Raw genomic sequence first — 17022 nt, forward strand, 5'->3', positions numbered from 1 at the left:
CTTCCTACCGCCGGCTGAGACTTTTTATGGCTTCTTCTTCTGTTCGATAGTGCCGTATGGCGCTGGTTATCTTGAGTATCCCCGCCAGGTCCTGCACCTTTCTTCCGACATTGATCACACCCACCTTCATACCCTCTCTCAGGTTCTCCTTGATAAAGTTTATCACACATGCGAAACCGGCGGTGTCCATATCGCTCACCCCGGTGAAATCGAGCAATATGGCCTTCGTTCCGGGGTCACTGACAGCGACGGAACAGACCTTGTAATAGTCCGCGGTGGACCCTACAGTGTAGGAGCCGATCATCCTGTATACCTTGACACCTTCGATGGTCTTTACCAGTTCCAAGCGGTTGGGTGCATCCATCATGCCGCGTCAGCCTTTACTGATTCACTTGGTGAACATTTCCTTTACGTAAACCGTTACTTTATCCAGGTCTATCATCTCTTTCTTGCCGGAGGAGCGGTCCTTGACCTCGATCTTGCCCTGGTCAAGGCCCTTCTTTCCGACTATTACCTGCATCGGGAAACCGACGAGGTCAGAATCGTTGAACTTGACGCCCGGAGACTTTTCCCTATCGTCTATTATGGTCTCGATGCCTGAGTCTATCAGCTCGGAATAAATGCGTTCCGCCTCGGACGCCACCTCACCTCCTTTGCCCACGGGTATGACCGCGACTTCGTAAGGACACAGGGATACCGGCCATATTATACCGTCACCGTCATGGCTGTTCTCGATGAGCGAAGCGAGTATCCTGTTGACACCGATGCCGTAACAGCCCATTATCGCAGGTTTTTCCTTGCCGTCCTCATCAAGAAATGTGGCGCCGAGAACTTCCGAATATTTTGTTCCCAGCTTGAAGGTGTGCCCCAGTTCGATGGAATATTTCATATCGATCCTGCCTCCGCATTTAGGGCAGGCGTCTTTTTCGGTTATTACGCGCGCGTCTATCCATTCAGCGACCTGAAAATCCCTGCCGGGGACGACGTTCTTCAGGTGCATGTTCTTCTCGTTGGCACCGGTAACGGCGTCGGTCATTGACCTGACGGAGTTATCGGCGACCATCCTGACGGAAAGACCTACGGGTCCGGAGAAACCCATGGCACCGCCGGTCACTTCTTCTATTTTCTTTTCATCCGCTAATTCCAGAGAACGTGCTTTGAGCGCGTTCTTTATCTTCGCCTCATTGGCTTCATGGTCGCCCCGAAGGAGCACCGCTACGGGTTCACCGTCAGCAATATAAACAAGCGTCTTTATAAGATCCGCCGGTCCGACCTTGAGGAAACGGCTTACATCCTCGACGGTGCTCTTCCCGGGAGTCTCCACTTTCTCCGGGGAGCCTTCCCCGGCGGAGGGATTTTTTCCGCCTTCCTCCGGGCGCACCGCGGCAACCTCGGTACTGGCGGCGTAACCGCAGGCCGAACAGACAATTATCCTGTCCTCACCGATATCCGAGGGGACCATGAACTCGTGGGAGACGGTCCCTCCCATGAGACCCGGATCGGCCTCAACGGGAAGGTAATCGATCCCGCACCTGTCAAATATCCGGCAGTAAGCATCGTACATCTTCTTGTAGCTTTTTTCCATGGCCTCAATGGAAATATCGAAACTGTACGCGTCCTTCATAATGAATTCGCAGCTTCTCACGACACCGAACCTGGGCCTGACCTCATCGCGGAACTTCGTCTGTATCTGGTAGAGTATGAGCGGAAGATCCTTGTAGGACCTCACCTCTCTAGAGACAAGATCGGTAATAACTTCTTCATGAGTTGGCCCGAGGGCGGTCTGCCTGCCGTGCCTGTCCTTGAACTTGATCATGACTTGGCCGATATCATCGTAACGGCCCGTCTTTTTCCAGAGATCGACCGGCTGCAGTGCCGGCATCAAGAGTTCCACCGCCCCCGAACGGTCCATCTCCTCCCTTACTATGTTCTCGGCCTTGCGCAGGACGCGGTATCCCATCGGCAGATAGGTATACGCACCGGCCGAAAGTCGGCGGATAAGACCGGCCCTTACCATTAGCTTATGGCTGGCCGCTTCGGCTTCCTGCGGATCTTCTTTTAACGTGGGTATAAAAGTATTGCTCCAACGCATGTTATATCCTTTCTCCTACAGCTTATCGATTATTCCCGCGGGGGACCATCTGTTATCTGCTCTTTTATCATCCTTACCAGCTCCTCCACGGCCTCGGACACGCGGACGGTCTTGATTATCTCGCCGTCGCGGAATATCGCGCCACGGTTCCTGCCAAAGGCTATCCCGATATCGGCGGTCCCAGCCTCCCCTGGACCGTTGACCTCGCAGCCCATGATAGCGATCGTAAGAGGCCTTGCGGTAAGTTCCTCCACCTCTTTCTGGAGTTTTTCAACAAGAGGGGCAAGATCCACCTGGCACCTGCCGCAGGTCGGGCAGGATATTATGCTGTGTCCGAAACTCCTGGCGCCCACTGCAGCGAGTATACGCTTCGCCGCGTCCACTTCGGGCAAAGGGCTTCCCGTCAATGATACCCTAATCGTATCCCCGATACCGTCAAGAAGAAGCGAACCTATGCCTATACTGGACCTGATGATGCCCTCCGAAGGCGGTCCCGCGGCGGTTACCCCGATATGAAAGGGATAATCGCAAAGACTTGCCATCATCCTGTAAGATTCGACCGTGGTTAGCACACTTGAGGCTTTAAGGGATATTATTAAATCCCCGAACCCTTTTTTCCGGAAGGGCTCCAAATACCTCTGAAGGGCCTCCACCATTTCGTGGGCGGTAGCGCCTTTTCCGGCGGCCATTTTCCCGATGGAACCGGAATTTATCCCGACACGTATCGGGAGCCCGGCCTCCATACAGGCGTCGATAACGGCCTCTATGTGCTCTCTCTTTGTGATGTTACCCGGGTTTATCCTTATTTTGTCCGAGCCTCGTTTTACCGATTCTATCGCGAGCCTGTGGTCGAAATGTATATCCGCGATAAGCGGTATCCCGATCTGCTTTTTTATCTCGCCGATGGCACGGGCCGAATCCATATCCTTCACCGCGACCCTTACCAGCTCACAGCCCGCCTTTTCAAGTTGCCTTATCTGCTTTACGGTGGAAAGGACGTCCCTGGTATCGGTCTTGGTCATCGACTGGATACTCACCGGGTGTTCCGAACCCATCTTGAGGCCTCCTACCGAAACTGTCCTGGTCTTCCTGCGCTGCAACATGTCACTATCCTATTTCCCGCCAAGCGGGGTGAACTTGATAAGGTCCTGCCAGCTCACGAAAAGAGCGAACGCGATAAGCATCACAAGGGCTATCTGAGTGACGACTTCCTGTACTTTCAGGCTCACGGGCCTGCCCTTGATCTTTTCGGCCGCCAGGAAAATAACATGCCCTCCGTCCAGCACCGGAAAAGGCAAAAGATTGAATATCGCAAGGGCCATGCTGACATGAGCCGTTATTATCAGAAGAGGCACTATTCCCAGACGGGCGGCCTGCCCCATAAGATGCGCTATCCCTATCGGTCCCGAAACAGAGGTCTTTACCGGCATCCCCCCCGTGATGAGCAGCCATATCCCCTTATAGGTCATACCGGTAAGATACACAAGCCTCTTCCCGCCGTGATAGAAAGCTTTCAGCGGATCGTAAGAAACGGAAAGTATCTCGCTACGGGGGGCTATGCCTATCATAGGCCTTGATGTCGTCTGCCCGAAAATGTTCTTAACGGTGGAGATATCCGGGGTTACCCGCATCTGTATTTTGCGCCCTTCGCGTAAGATCCCCAGATCCAGGTCTCGCGGCTCTTCCGAGGTCTTATCTTTTATGGCTTTTACTATATCATCCCAGTACTCGATATTCTCACCGCCGATCGAGACGATCCTGTCGCCCTGCCTTATGCCGGCTTCCTCCGCGGGATATCCCTTGAGCACCTGCCCCACCTCATTGGAAAGAGTGGGCACACCTATCATGAAAATGACCCAGAACAGAAAAAAAGCGAACACGTAATTCGTCAGAGCACCCGATACGATGACCCAGAACCGGTGGCCAACTGGCTTGGATACGAATTCATGTTCACCACCGCTGGCTTCGGAGGGATCCTCCCCGGACATCTTTATGTATCCCCCGAAGGGTATAAGACTTATCCTGTAATCGGTCCCCCCCTTCTTAACACCCCAGAGGCGTTTACCCATTCCGAGAGAGAACACTTCGACGTCCACACCGAATCTCTTCGCGGTTACAAGGTGCCCCGCCTCATGAATAAGGATAAGCACGCTGAATACTATAACTACTACGATAACCGTCAGCAACTTCTCAACACCTCCTCCATAGCCCACTTCTCAGAGTCTATAATATCCTCCAGAGTAGGGTCAATTATATTTTTGCATTTACTGAGTATCTGCCTGACCGTGTCCGTTATACCGGTGAATTTAAGTTTGCCTTCAAGAAAGAGTTTGACCGCGGCCTCGTTAGCACCGTTGAGAACGGCCGGCATGACGCCCCCTTCTTTCAGGACCGAATATGCCAGTTCGAGCGCGGGATATTTCCCGGTATCCGGCTCAAGGAAGGTTAGTTTATTAAGTTCGGTAAAATCTATCCTTGGAAAATCGCTTTCCAGGATGTCCGGGTAGCTCATCGCCTTCAGTATGGGGAACCTCATGTCCGGACAGAACATGCCGGCGGTGACCGTGCCGTCGTTGAACTCCACCATGGAATGGATCACGGCTTCAGGATGTATGACAACCCTGATCTTTTCTGGCGCCATGTCAAAAAGCCACCGCGCCTCTATAACTTCAAGCCCCTTGTTCATGAGGGTGGCCGAATCCACCGTGATCTTCCTGCCCATGTCCCATTTGGGATGATCCAGCACCTCCCCGACGGTAAGCGAATCGAACCTCTCCCGGCTCGTATTCCGCAGGGAACCGCCGCTGCCGGTAATGTATAAGGTCCTTACTTCTCTGGTGCTCCTGCCCTGGAGGCACTGCATAATCGCACTGTGTTCGCTGTCAACGGGGATAACACGCGAAGAGCTCTCTTCCTGCAGCTTCATGATCAAAGAACCGGCGCTGACCACGGGCTCCTTACTGGCCAGGGCAACGGTCCTGCCAGCCTTAAGCGCTGCCATCAGCGGCTTAAGCGCCGCGACCCCTGAGATAGCCACGAAGACCATGTCGGCCGTTCGGTCCGAAGCAAGTTCTTCGAGCCCTTCCTCTCCCACGAGTATTTCGGTATCGGACCGATGCCTGCCAGTGATATCGGAACAAGACTTCTCGCTGCTCACAACAACCGCGCGGGGCGAGAACTCCTCGGCCTGGTCGGCCAGCAAGGAAGTGTTCTCGTTGGCAGAGAGGCCCGTAATCCTGAACCTGTCAGGGTAGGACCTGACGACTTCCAGGACGTTCCTGCCCACTGAACCGGTAGAGCCCAGGATATTGATATTCTTTATTTTCATCAGAAAGCTTTCACGTAAAAATAAAAGATCGGTGCCGTGAACAGAAGGCTGTCGATCAGATCAAGCGCTCCGCCTATCGCCGCGAGAACGGTCCCCGAATCCTTGGCGTTGCAGTCCCTTTTGATGAGGCTTTCGGCCAGGTCCCCCACCTGGCCCAGGACCGCCAGACCGAATCCGAGCACCATAAGGTGCGGAACGAAAAAACCGGTCAGGGAAGGTCCGAACAACATCGCCAGGATCAGGCTGATGAATACGCCGCCCACGGTCCCTTCCTTGGTCTTTTTTGGACTTATTCTGGGGATGAGCTCGGTCCTGCCCCAGCGCCCGCCTATCAGGTAAGCGCCTATATCGGCACCTTTTGTGACGATAATAAGGAACGCGACAAGATGCGCTCCGTTATCAAGCAGGCGAAGTTTTACTAAAAAGGAAAAGAACCAGCCTATATATAAGACCGAGAAGAGTGTAAGGGCCATGCTCACCAGGTGGTCACGGGCATTGTCCCGCCTGATGAACTGCAGGGTCAGCGCCAGAAGGACCGCTGCCACTATAAAAAGGGGCTCCAGATTCTTCACCTCGGGCATATAGCTGCTGAAAAAGACCACTCCCGGGACAAGGCTTCCCATTATCGTACCAAAATACTTCGGGACCTTTATGTCCTTGTTCTCAACAAGCCGGAAGAACTCGAACAATCCGAAAGCCACGAACACAGTAACAACAACGCAGAAGAGCCATTCGGGAAAGACGTATACCACCGCGGCAACAAAACCGACCAGAAGCAGGCTCACGATCGTTCTCAGCGTGAACTTACTCACCGAACCTCCTATCCCGCCTCTGGTAATCTTCCAGGGCTTTGTCAAGTTCATCCGCGCTGAAATCAGGCCAGAGCGTATCGGTAACATAGATCTCCGCGTAGGCTGTCTGCCACAGGAGGAAGTTACTGAGCCTCATTTCTCCGGAAGTACGTATTACAAAGTCCGGGTCCGGCAGATCAGAGGTGTACAATAGTCCCGAAAAATACTCCTCACTGAAAACATCCTGGCCGATGCCCTTTTCAGCGGATTTCTCACATGCTTTTTTCGCCGCTTCAAGTATCTCCTGTCTGCTCCCGTAGTTCAGCGCCAGGGTAAGCACCATCCCGGAATTGGAAGAGCTATCTGCCATCATGCGCCTTATGCGTTCTCTGAGTGACGGGACGAGCTCGTCAATGCGTCCTATAACGTTGAACCTGATATTGTTGCTCTTTATCTTCTTCTCGTTCTCCGAAAGAGTGCGCTCGATCAGGCCCATCAGGGCGTCCACTTCTTTTTTCGGTCGTTTCCAGTTCTCGGTCGAAAACGTGTAAAGCGTGAGCGCCTCTATCCCGCGTCTTGCGCAGGCTTCGGTAATTTTGTCCGCGGTCTTGGCCCCGGAACGGTGTCCCATGATACGGTTAAGACCCTTCCGGCGGGCCCATCTGCCGTTACCGTCCATTATAATAGCGATATGCCTGGGTAAAGCCATCAGCATCAACTCCGCAAAAAGTGAAGAGTAGCCTTGAATGCTAACTGGTTCAGGGCTACTCTTCTTGTCATCTCATGTCCGTCAAACCGGTTATTTGGAATTATTTTATATCCCGCTCCAGCTCCTTCTCGTTTTTTTCCACGAATTCCGGCAGTATCACTATTTCCACCCTGCGGTTCTTCGCGCGCCCCTCAGCTGTCGCATTCGTAGCTATGGGTTTATGCTCCCCGTAGCCGGTTGCCGAAAGCCTGCCGGGCGAAACGCCCTCTTTAACAAGGTAATGAAGCACATTGGTCGCCCTGGCCGTCGAAAGCTCCCAGTTCGATTCCCATTTGGAATGTGTTATCGGTACGTTGTCGGTATGCCCTGTAACCCCTATGTTCTTCTCGGGCACCTTTTGCCTGATTATCTTGGCCACCTTGTCCAGCATGGGTTTTGCGTCGCTCTTTATCTCCGCTTTGCCCGAATCGAAAAGAATATCGTCGCTGAGTATGATCACCAGCCCCCGGTCATCCATCTTAAGCGAAACCTGTTCGTCCTTTATCTGGCTGGAGAGTTTCCTCTCGAGAAGACGTTTGGTCTCGGCGAACTCTCTACGCTCCTGCTCGCGCTGCTTTTCCAGGTCAGTTATCTTAGCCTTAAGACTCTTGATCTTTTTCTTGCTGCGCGGGCTCTGCTTGTAGAAATTCACCGCGCACCCGGATGTTAACACGCTTAGAGCGAACGTCATGACCAATGCCGCCGTGATTATTTTTCTGCTGTTCATTCTGACCTCCTTATAGGCGAATAGCTCTATCGACCGTCCCAAATGTCATTTATATATAAGTGTCTGTTTCCTGCTTTTACCCACGGAAACCAGCATGATCTCGGTGCCTATAAGCTCTTTTATCCTGTCCAGATACTTCCGCGCGTTGGCGGGAAGCTCTTCGTAGGAAGTTATCCGGGAAGTATCCTGCTGCCATCCGGGGTGTTCCTCGTATACGGGTTCACATTCATCCAGGAACCTCGGTTCACCCGGTATGTTCTTATACGTCTTGCCCTTGTACTTGTAGGACGTGCATATCTTGATAGAACCGAGCTCGTCCAGCACATCAAGTTTGGTGATGACCACCTGATCTATGCCGTTGATAAGGACCGAATTCCTCACGAGAACGGCATCGAACCATCCGCATCTTCTGGCACGCCCGGTAGTTGCGCCGAACTCACCGCCTTTTTGCCTGATGATATCCATGAGATCGGGACCGAACTCGGTGGGAAAAGGCCCTTCCCCCACCCTGGTGGTATATGCTTTCACGACACCGACCACCCTGTCTATGCGCGAGGGGCCGATACCCCCTCCGGTACAGGCACCGCCGGCAGTCGAATTGGAAGAAGTAACATACGGGAACGTGCCGTAATCAACATCAAGATAAGTCCCCTGCGCGCCCTCGAATAGTATGGATTCGCCCTTTTTGAGCTCCTCATTGATAAGGGAAATCGTATCGCACACGTAATCCTTCAGATATGAAGCGTATCCGGCATATTCATCGAATATCTCATCGACCGAGAGCTCATCGAGACCGTTGTCACGCAGAATGGGGTTTTTCTCCTCCACGTTGCTCTCAAGCCGGCTGCGAAAATAATCCCTGTCAAAAAGATCGGCCATGCGTATGCCTATGCGGGATACCTTGTCCGCGTAACATGGTCCGATACCTTTTTTCGTGGTGCCTATCTTGCCCTGTTTGCGCAGTGATTCGCGCAGTGCGTCCATCTGCTTGTGGTAGGGAAGGATAATATGCGCCTTGTCACTCACCTTCAGTCTTCCTACGCATTGTATGTTTTTTTCCTTTAAAAGCTCTATTTCCTCGATAAGGGCGTTGGGGTCGACGACCACGCCATGGCCTATAACGCAGATCTTACCCTCACGAAGTATCCCGGACGGTATAAGATGCAGAACGTATTTATCCTCTCCTATGACCACCGTGTGCCCCGCATTATTACCGCCCTGGTAACGGACGATGCAATCGGCGTCCTCGGTCAATATGTCGATCACCTTGCCTTTACCTTCGTCACCCCACTGGGCTCCGACCAATACTGTTACCTGTCCCATATCATCCTTTCTCCTGCAAATTTACCTTCTACCCGGCTGAGTCGGCTGCTGCGGCGGCTGAGGTGGACTCGGCGGCTGCTGCGGCGGCGTATACACCTTGGGCGGAGCAGGTGGAGGCGTAGGCGGCTGCGGCGGCGGCTGGACAGCCGCAGGCGGCTGCTGCGGTATGCTCCTTCTTATCTGCTCCTGCTGCTGTATCTGCCTCATGAGCCTTTCAGTGTTTATCCTTGTGGCCTCGTTATTCACCCTTGCGAAAAGCTCGGACAAAGTTTCCTTGTCCAGGTCTTCCAGCCTGGTGGGCACCCCGTCCGGCGTCATGAGAAAGAACTCTTTCCTGCCTTCCTCATCGGTCCTGGAGCTAAGCGCAGGTATAATGAATTCTATCTCGGAAAAGACCTTGAGCCGACGCTTTATGGATGTTATCATCTGCTCTTTTGTCAGGAGTATTTCTTCTCGCTCAGGGCGCTCGGGCTCTTCCTCTTCAACGATCTCTTCCTCTTCCATCTCCTCGGCGGGAAGCTCTTCTTCCAGGGCCTCCTTTCGCCTCTGGAGCTCTTCCCTCCGGATCGCGGCCTTCTCCTGACGAACCCGGCTCAGCAATCTGCTCAGCATGCTCTGGTCCAGGTCTTCAAGCTTCATAGGTATCGCGTCCGGCTCACCATAATAATAATCTATAGTCCCATCGACGCTCTTTTTCCGGGTCAGGCCCTCTATCTGCTCCATGATCCGGGGCTCGTCATCAAGGTCACGTTGGATAGAGGTTATGGTCCTCTGCCTGGTAACCGTCAGGCTGGGCTTGATTATCGGTTCCCTGGCTTCTTCCTTTTCCTCTTCGGGTGGCTTCACCCGTCCGCCGGTAAGGGGTGTCATGGCCTTTTCCGCTTCTTCCTTTTCCTTTGTGAACCTCTCGACCAATCTCTCCCACCAGCGTACGATAGCACCCTTCTCTTGCTTGTCAGGGACGGTCGCGGCCGGAGAAATACCGGCTGCGCTCAACGCCACCAGAAGCGCGCAAGCAATGAACAGTTCTTTCCGAAAGGCCCTCTTCATAATCGCCCACCTTTTCATCTTTGTGCCCGGAACGGATCCCATTTACGGCGTCATGGTGAATATCTGCCTCGCTATATCCGGGTGTTTGGCTATGAATATCAGTTCGTCCTTAACAAGCGGCTTCTGCGTATGCACATTGGCATAACGAACCAGCTCCAGTATCTTGGTCGCCTCCTTGTCGTTCTTGAACTTTACCTCAAGGCGGTTATATACGTTGCGGAAGCCCTTGATGCCGCTGTATTCACCGGCTGTTATCTTTCTTCCGGTGTCTATGACCTCGGGTTCTCCCCGTCCGAGTTCCTCAAAATCATAAAGCTCGTAATTGCGCCTGTTCTTGAGGGCGCCGTCCGCATGTATACCAGACTCATGAGCGAAGGCGTTAGCACCAACGCCCACCTGGTTTACGGGTATCGGAACGCCGAAAGCGTAAGATGCGTACTTAGCGAGTTTCCATGACATCTTCAGATTGATGTTGGGGTCTACCTTGTACTTCGGATTTTTAGCGAAACCGCTGGCATATTTAAGAGCAAGTATGCAACTTACCAGGTCGGCGTTACCCGCCCTTTCACCCATACCGTTAACCGTGGTATTGATATACGCGTCGACACCGCTGTCTATGGCAGCCTTAGCGCCGGCCACGCTTACCGCTACGACCATTCCGAGGTCATTGTGGCAATGCAGCTCTATAGGCATCTTGACCGCCCGGGCGAGTTCGCAAACCCTGTCGTATATGCTGAACGGATCATCATAACCGAGAGTATCACAGTATCTCAGCCTGTCCGCACCGTTCTTCTTGGCGGCAAGCCCGAATTCGACAAGGTAGTCAAGGTCGCTGCGCGAGGCGTCTTCGGCGTTAACGCCCACGGTCTTTATTCCCATTTTCTTCGCAAGCTTCAGCGCCTTTGTCATTGATTTTATGACTCCGGCACGGTCCATCTTGCCTCCGAACTTTTTCTCGATCATGATATCGGAAGTTGAGATGGACATGTTCAGATGCTTGACCCTGGTATTATCGACCGCCGTCTTAACGTCAGCTTCGATAGCCCTTATCCAACCTTCCAGCCTCATCGGATGTATCACCTTTTTTTGGGCAAGCTTAAGATTGGCGTTAATATAATTGATCTCATGATTAGTGAATGGGAAACCGAATTCCGACTGGAAAACGCCCATTTTGTTCAGATATATGTTCAGCAGCGTCTTCTGCAGTTTGGAAAGGCCAAGACGGGAAGTCTGCACCCCATCCCTGTTGGTGACGTCGATGAACCTTATAATGTTCTTTTGTTTAACCATAAGAGCCTCCTTCTGGGCATAAAGACCCGATCACGTTTCTATATGTACCTGTTTAATGTCGTTTATGTCCTTTGTCTTCTTAAGTTTTGAAAGTATCTTCTTGGGGACCTCGCTGTCGACGTTCAATAGGCTGATCGCCTCGCCGGTCTTCTTGTCCCTGCCGAAACTCATCTCGGCGATATTTATGTTATGCTTGCCGAGCGCGGTTCCGATCTTACCGACTATACCGGGAACATCGTTATTGCTGATGACCAGCATATAACCTTCAGGAATAGCTTCGACGTAGAACTTGTCCATCTTGATGATGCGCGGTTCCTTGTTCGCGAAAAGCGTGCCCATAATGAAATACTTTTTCTTGCCGGTATCGAATTCAACGCTGATCAGGTTGGCAAAATCGGTTATTTTCGGGCTCTTCTTCTCTGTCACCTTAATGCCCCGCTCCTTGGCTATCAGCATGGAATTGACGTAGTTCACGTCCTCCTCCAGTATCGGATTGAATATGCCTTTCATTAATGCGCTGGTTATGATCTCGACGTTGCAGTCGGCGACCTCGCCGACATAATGCACCGTTATGCCCCTTATGGGTTCATCGATAAGCTGAGCCTGAATAGAGCCAAGCCTCTCGGCCAGTATCACGTAAGGTCTGACAGCTTCGAGAGCCTCCTCTTCCATGGCAGGCACATTAGCCGCGTTGCGGTATCCCTTGCCGAGGAGAGCGTCACGCACCGTCCGGGCCATGTCGATGGCCACGTTAAGCTGAGCCTCTGCAGTGCTCGCGCCCAGGTGAGGCGTCGTGATAACATTATCCATTTCGACCACGGGACTGTCAACGGGCGGCTTGGTCTTCGTTTCGTAAACGTCCAGGGCCGCCGCGGCCACCCTGCCGGACTTAAGATGCTTGGCCAGAGCTTTCTCGTCTATTATGCCGCCGCGCGCCGCATTTATGATACGTACGCCCTTTTTCATTTTCTTGAAGGCTTTCTCGTCGATAAGATGCCTGGTCTCGTCGGTAAGCGGAGTATGTATGGTTATGAAATCGGCCTGACGAAAAAGAACGTCCAGGTCAACAGGCTCTATATTCAACGATTTGGCCTTTTCCTCAGAGAGAAAAGGATCGAAAGCGACTATCTTCATCCCGAAGCTGAGCGCGCGTTTGGCGAATTCGGTCCCTATGCGTCCCAGTCCTATGATACCGAGAACCTTGCCGTAGAGCTCCACTCCCATGAACTTCTTCCTGTCCCACTTGCCGCCCTTGACGGAGTGGCTCGCCTGGGGGATGTTACGGGACATCGAGACCATCAAGCTGAAAGCAAGTTCCGCCGTCGATATGGTATTGCCCGCCGGTGCGTTCATGACAACGATGCCTTTTTTCGAGGCGGCTTCTATATCCACGTTATCCAGACCTACTCCCGCCCGGCCGATGACCTGCAGCTTGTCCGCCGCATCTATGATCTTTTTGGTGACGGTAGTGCCGCTCCTTATGATCAGGGCGTCATACCCCTTGATCTTCTTGGCAAGTTCAGTTTCAGAAAGTTTGGATACTTCGTCCACCTGGAAGGACTTGTTCTCCTTGAGCAGGTTCACGCCTTCTTTGGCTAGAGGGTCGCTTATCAGTATCTTTATTTTCCTGGCCATACCGCATCATCTCCTTCGACATCTGATCACTTCAACAATTCCTGAGCCTTACCCACACCCTTGCCCAGTTCTATATCATAACCCAGCTGGCTAAGCACCATTTCAACTCCGGCAAGAGCACTTATTGTATCATATTCGTCCATATATCCGAGATGGGCAATGCGGAATATTTTCCCTTTGAGCTCAGCCTGCCCGCCGGCTATGGTAACTCCCTGTTCATCGCGCATTTTCTTCACCAGAGCGGCACCGTCGACACCCTCCGGTACTTTTACGGCGGTGACCGCGTTGGATGGTCTGGCCGCGAAGGGTTCCAGACCCATGGCCTTGACGGCTTCCCTTGTAGCGTTCGCAAGGCGGCCGTGCCGCTTGAGGACCGCATCAAGCCCCTCTTCCAGCATGATGTTCAGAACTTCATCAAGCCCCATTATCAGCGATACCGCGGGCGTCCAGGGAGTGTCATCCTTGGCATGGGACTTCAATGCCGCCTTCAGGCTGAAGTAATATTTAGGAAGGTCCGAGCTTTCCACGAGCTTCTGGGCCTTGGGACTTATACTCAACAACCCCAGTCCCGGCGGGAGCATGAGCCCCTTCTGGGAACCGCTCACTACCACGTCAACGCCCCATTCATCCGGTTTTATCTCATCGGCCGAAAGACCGCTGACCGCGTCCACCACGAACACCGCGTCCGTTGAGGAGACGACCCCTGCCAGGGCCTTTATATCGTTGACCACGCCGGTCGAAGTTTCACAGAGCGTGCCGAAAACCGCTTTTACACCCGGGTTATCCCCCAGGAGCTTTTCCACTTCTGCCGGATCCGCCGCCTCGCCCCAAGTCACATCATAGGGTACTACCTCTACCCCGTATGCCTCGCATATCTCGGCGAACCTTTGTCCGAACTTACCGCCTTTTATCACGATCGCCTTATCGCCCTTGGAAAGCAGGTTCACTACCGCCGCCTCCATGGCCCCGGAACCGCTGGAAGCGAAAATAAGGACCGGGTTCTCGGTGTTGAACACTTTCTTGAGCTTGACGTTTACTTCTTTCAGAACAGATTTGAACTGAGGGGTCCTGTGATGGATAATCGTATCGGCCATCCTTAAAAGAACCTTCTCCGGCACCGGCGTCGGCCCGGGTGACATCAATCTGTACTTTCTCATCTCCATCACTCCTCCTTCTATGATTCGTTCAGCATTTTGCATATTACTTCTCTATGTCAGAGATGACCTGGTCAACAACACCGTAATCGCGGGCCTCTTCAGCGCTCATGAAGTAATCCCTGTCGGTGTCTTTCTTGATGCGGTCATGCGACTGGCCGGTGTGCCCGACAAGTATCTGTTCGATCCTTTCCTTGAGCCTCAGTATCTCACGCGCCTGGATATGTATATCCGCCGCGGCACCCTGAGCTCCGCCCCAGGGCTGGTGGAGCATGATCCGGGAATGCGGAAGGGCGTACCTTTTGCCCTTGGCACCGGCAGCGAGCAGGACCGCGCCCATGCTGGCAGCCTGTCCCACGCAGTATGTATTGACGTCGGGTTTAACGAACTGCATGGTATCATAGATGGCCAGACCGCTGGTCACGTGCCCTCCGGGAGAATTTATGTAAACGTTTATATCCTTGTCCGGGTCCTCCATCTGCAGAAAGAGCAGTTCTGCTATCACCACGTTCGCCACGTTGTCATCTATAGGCGTGCCTATGAAGATTATCCTGTCCCGTAAAAGGCGCGAATAAATGTCATACGCCCTCTCCAGCCTGCCTTCCTTCTCAATCACCATGGGTATCACGCTCATAATTCCCTCCGTATCTAATGATTTATTTTTCCGTAACTGTCGCCTCGTCGACCAGAAGATCAAGGGTCTTCTCTTCCCTGAGCTGTTCTTTCAGGCCGCTTATAAGATTGTTGTCATTGTAGTACTTCTTCACGTCATCGTAGCTCTGCGAATAAGAAGCGGCAAGCCTTTTCAACCATTCTTCCACCTCACTGTCGGAGACCTCGACGTTCTCGGCGCTGGCTATCTCATCAAGTATGAAATAAAGCCTGACCTTGTTCTCCGCTTCCTTCCTGAGCTGGCTTTCCAGTTTTTCCTTGTGAGATTCTATGTTCGCCTTGTCCACGCCCTTCTGGAGAAGCTCGTTCTCGGCCTTCTCCATGAGCACCTTGAGCTGCCTTTCGACCATCGAGGAGGGTATCTCGAAAGAATGCTTCTTAAGAAGTGTTTCCATGACCTGGTTCTTCATGTTGATCCTCTCGTTGGCCTCTTTTCTGGCCAGGAGCTGTTTCTTTATCTCTTCTTTGGCCTCGGGCATCGTTTCCCTGCCCATCTTCTTGGCAAGCTCGTCGTCAACGGCGGGAAGCTCCTTCTTCTTGGTCTGTTTGACCTCTACCTTGAAGATGGCCTTTTTGCCCGCGTATTTCTCATCAGGATATTTCTCGGGAAGCGTAACCTCTATCTCCTTGGTGTCCCCCTTTTTCAGACCGATAAGCTCCTCTCCCATACCGAATAGGGAAGACTCCTTATCGGCCTCTATCCACATGTCCTCCCGTTCCTTTGAAACCGACTCGCCGTTAACGAACGTCTCGACATTGCAGATGCCGAACTGGCCCTTTTCAATGGGGCCGTCGGTGTCGGAGAATTCGGCGTTCATGTTCCTTATTCTCTCAAGTGTCTCCTCGACCTCCTCGTCGGTGACGGTAACCTTCTTCTTGTTTATTTTGTACCCTTTGTACTTCTTGAGGTTCACATCCGGGGAACTATCCACTTTCGCCCTGAACTTGAGCGTGCCGGAAAGCTCGAAAGAGACATCCGATACCTCGGGGTAGCTTACCGGGGTTATTTCGTGTTCATCGAGCGCCATCTGGTATCCCCGGGGTATAAGACGCTGCTTGACCTCATCCTCCGCGTCCTGGCGGTAATTCTTCTGTATAATATCCATCGGGGCCTTGCCCGGTCTGAACCCGGGTATCTTGGCGTTCCTGCGTATGTCTTCCAGTACTTCGCTAAAGACACTGTCCACTGCCTCTTTGGACATTTCTATATCCAGCTGCCTGGCAGTTCCCTTGAGTTTTTTCATTCTGCTTTTCATATCTGATCGCCTCTCCATACCAAGTTGTCGTTCATTCCTAGAACTTCGGTTCTACAATACCGTAATTCCCGTCACCTCTTTTATAGATCACGTTCACCTCTCCCGTCTCAGCGTTCCTGAAAACGATGAAATTCCTGTTGAGTACGTCCAGCTCCAGCTTGGCCTCTTCGGGAAGCATGGGCTTATCCGCGAAAGTATTGCTCTTGACTATCATGCCCTGCTGCTTTTCAGCGGTACCCGGCGCGGACCTGAAGGGGTTCATCAGCCTGCCCAGCATGGCCTTTCTTCTCCTTGAGCTCAGCTTGCCGGTAAGGCGCCTGAGCTGTTTCTTGACGTTCTCGGAAGCGTTGTCTATGGAAGCGAATATGTCAGGCGAGCTCTCTTTGGCCACTACTTTGTTCTTCTTGAGATAAAGTATGACCTCGACGTTCTTCCTTTCCTTCTCTTCCTCGAGCACCACCTCGCACCCGTATATACGGCCGTACATCTGGTCCAGCTTGTCCATCTTCTTCTGGACATAGTCCTTGATGGTACTGTTAAGCTCTATATTCCTTCCCGTGATATTGATTTCCATTACCTGCACCCCCTAAAGCTTTAGTGAAAGAATAACAATATACCATTATGTGTTTCTTTTTGCAATATGTACTGTGAAACTTTTCACAAACTTTTACCGCCATTTGGGTCACCAGATCCCGCGAACGGCAGGCGCCTACATCGTGAACCTCTCCCCGAGATAGATCTCGCGCGCTTTCGGATCGTTAATAAGTTCTTCCTTTTTGCCCGAAATAAGAATGTTCCCTTCGTACATTATATAGGACCTGTCTGTTATGGTCAGCGTCTCCCTCACGTTATGGTCGGTAAGAAGTATACCCAGTCCCATCTGCTTAAGCTCGCGTATAACTTCCTGGCAGTCGTAAACCGCTATCGGGTCTATACCGCTGAAAGGTTCATCCAGA

General features: G+C 52.4%; 16 protein-coding genes. All 16 read right to left on the reverse strand.

Annotated elements, in window-relative coordinates:
• Window positions 1-4 precede the first annotated feature (4 nt).
• The 16 genes from GF409_00455 to raiA all read right to left on the reverse strand — a co-directional run bounded on the left by GF409_00455 (window position 5) and on the right by raiA (window position 16640).
• The gene (locus GF409_00455) at window positions 5-367 is read right to left on the reverse strand and encodes an STAS domain-containing protein (GenBank protein ID MBD3425680.1); all 363 of its coding nucleotides are present in this window, start codon (window positions 365-367) and stop codon (window positions 5-7) included.
• Between the two features lie 21 nt (window positions 368-388).
• Complete coding sequence (locus GF409_00460) at window positions 389-2092, reverse strand: proline--tRNA ligase (GenBank protein ID MBD3425681.1); 1704 nt, start codon at window positions 2090-2092, stop codon at window positions 389-391.
• Between the two features lie 29 nt (window positions 2093-2121).
• Window positions 2122-3195, reverse strand: a complete 1074-nt coding sequence (gene ispG / locus GF409_00465) for a flavodoxin-dependent (E)-4-hydroxy-3-methylbut-2-enyl-diphosphate synthase (GenBank protein MBD3425682.1) — start codon at window positions 3193-3195, stop codon at window positions 2122-2124.
• Between the two features lie 9 nt (window positions 3196-3204).
• Complete coding sequence (gene rseP / locus GF409_00470) at window positions 3205-4305, reverse strand: RIP metalloprotease RseP (protein MBD3425683.1); 1101 nt, start codon at window positions 4303-4305, stop codon at window positions 3205-3207.
• Complete coding sequence (locus GF409_00475) at window positions 4272-5420, reverse strand: 1-deoxy-D-xylulose-5-phosphate reductoisomerase (GenBank protein MBD3425684.1); 1149 nt, start codon at window positions 5418-5420, stop codon at window positions 4272-4274. The genes rseP and GF409_00475 overlap by 34 nt, the downstream gene beginning before the upstream one ends.
• Window positions 5420-6319, reverse strand: coding sequence for a hypothetical protein (locus GF409_00480; protein MBD3425685.1), 900 nt, complete (start codon window positions 6317-6319; stop codon window positions 5420-5422). Before GF409_00480 ends, GF409_00475 begins: the two co-directional genes overlap by 1 nt.
• Window positions 6225-6926 carry an isoprenyl transferase gene (locus GF409_00485; GenBank protein ID MBD3425686.1) on the reverse strand — a complete coding sequence of 234 codons (702 nt, stop codon included), beginning with the start codon at window positions 6924-6926 and terminating at the stop codon, window positions 6225-6227. The genes GF409_00480 and GF409_00485 overlap by 95 nt, the downstream gene beginning before the upstream one ends.
• 94 nt (window positions 6927-7020) lie before the next feature.
• A complete protein-coding gene (locus tag GF409_00490) occupies window positions 7021-7686 on the reverse strand; it encodes an OmpA family protein (GenBank protein MBD3425687.1) in 666 nt (221 codons plus the stop codon).
• A gap of 45 nt (window positions 7687-7731) precedes the next feature.
• Entirely contained in the window at window positions 7732-9009 is a 1278-nt protein-coding gene (locus tag GF409_00495) for an adenylosuccinate synthase (GenBank protein MBD3425688.1), read from the reverse strand.
• A gap of 21 nt (window positions 9010-9030) precedes the next feature.
• The gene (locus tag GF409_00500) at window positions 9031-10059 is read right to left on the reverse strand and encodes a hypothetical protein (protein ID MBD3425689.1); all 1029 of its coding nucleotides are present in this window, start codon (window positions 10057-10059) and stop codon (window positions 9031-9033) included.
• 42 nt (window positions 10060-10101) lie between these two features.
• The gene (locus GF409_00505; GenBank protein ID MBD3425690.1) at window positions 10102-11349 is read right to left on the reverse strand and encodes a homocitrate synthase; all 1248 of its coding nucleotides are present in this window, start codon (window positions 11347-11349) and stop codon (window positions 10102-10104) included.
• A 30-nt stretch (window positions 11350-11379) separates the two neighbouring features.
• A complete protein-coding gene (locus GF409_00510) occupies window positions 11380-12972 on the reverse strand; it encodes a phosphoglycerate dehydrogenase (protein MBD3425691.1) in 1593 nt (530 codons plus the stop codon).
• 38 nt (window positions 12973-13010) lie between these two features.
• The gene (locus tag GF409_00515; protein MBD3425692.1) at window positions 13011-14147 is read right to left on the reverse strand and encodes an aminotransferase class V-fold PLP-dependent enzyme; all 1137 of its coding nucleotides are present in this window, start codon (window positions 14145-14147) and stop codon (window positions 13011-13013) included.
• A 37-nt stretch (window positions 14148-14184) separates the two neighbouring features.
• On the reverse strand, window positions 14185-14772 hold the full coding sequence (gene clpP, locus GF409_00520; protein ID MBD3425693.1) for an ATP-dependent Clp endopeptidase proteolytic subunit ClpP: 588 nt from the start codon (window positions 14770-14772) through the stop codon (window positions 14185-14187).
• Window positions 14773-14794: 22 nt separating this feature from the next.
• Window positions 14795-16084: a trigger factor gene (tig, locus tag GF409_00525; GenBank protein MBD3425694.1), complete on the reverse strand. Its 1290-nt coding sequence runs from the start codon at window positions 16082-16084 to the stop codon at window positions 14795-14797.
• A 19-nt stretch (window positions 16085-16103) separates the two neighbouring features.
• Complete coding sequence (raiA, locus tag GF409_00530; GenBank protein ID MBD3425695.1) at window positions 16104-16640, reverse strand: ribosome-associated translation inhibitor RaiA; 537 nt, start codon at window positions 16638-16640, stop codon at window positions 16104-16106.
• Window positions 16641-17022 lie beyond the last annotated feature (382 nt).

The organism is Candidatus Omnitrophota bacterium (assembly GCA_014728045.1).
Classification (GTDB): Bacteria; Omnitrophota; Gorgyraeia; order Tantalellales; family Tantalellaceae; genus WJMH01.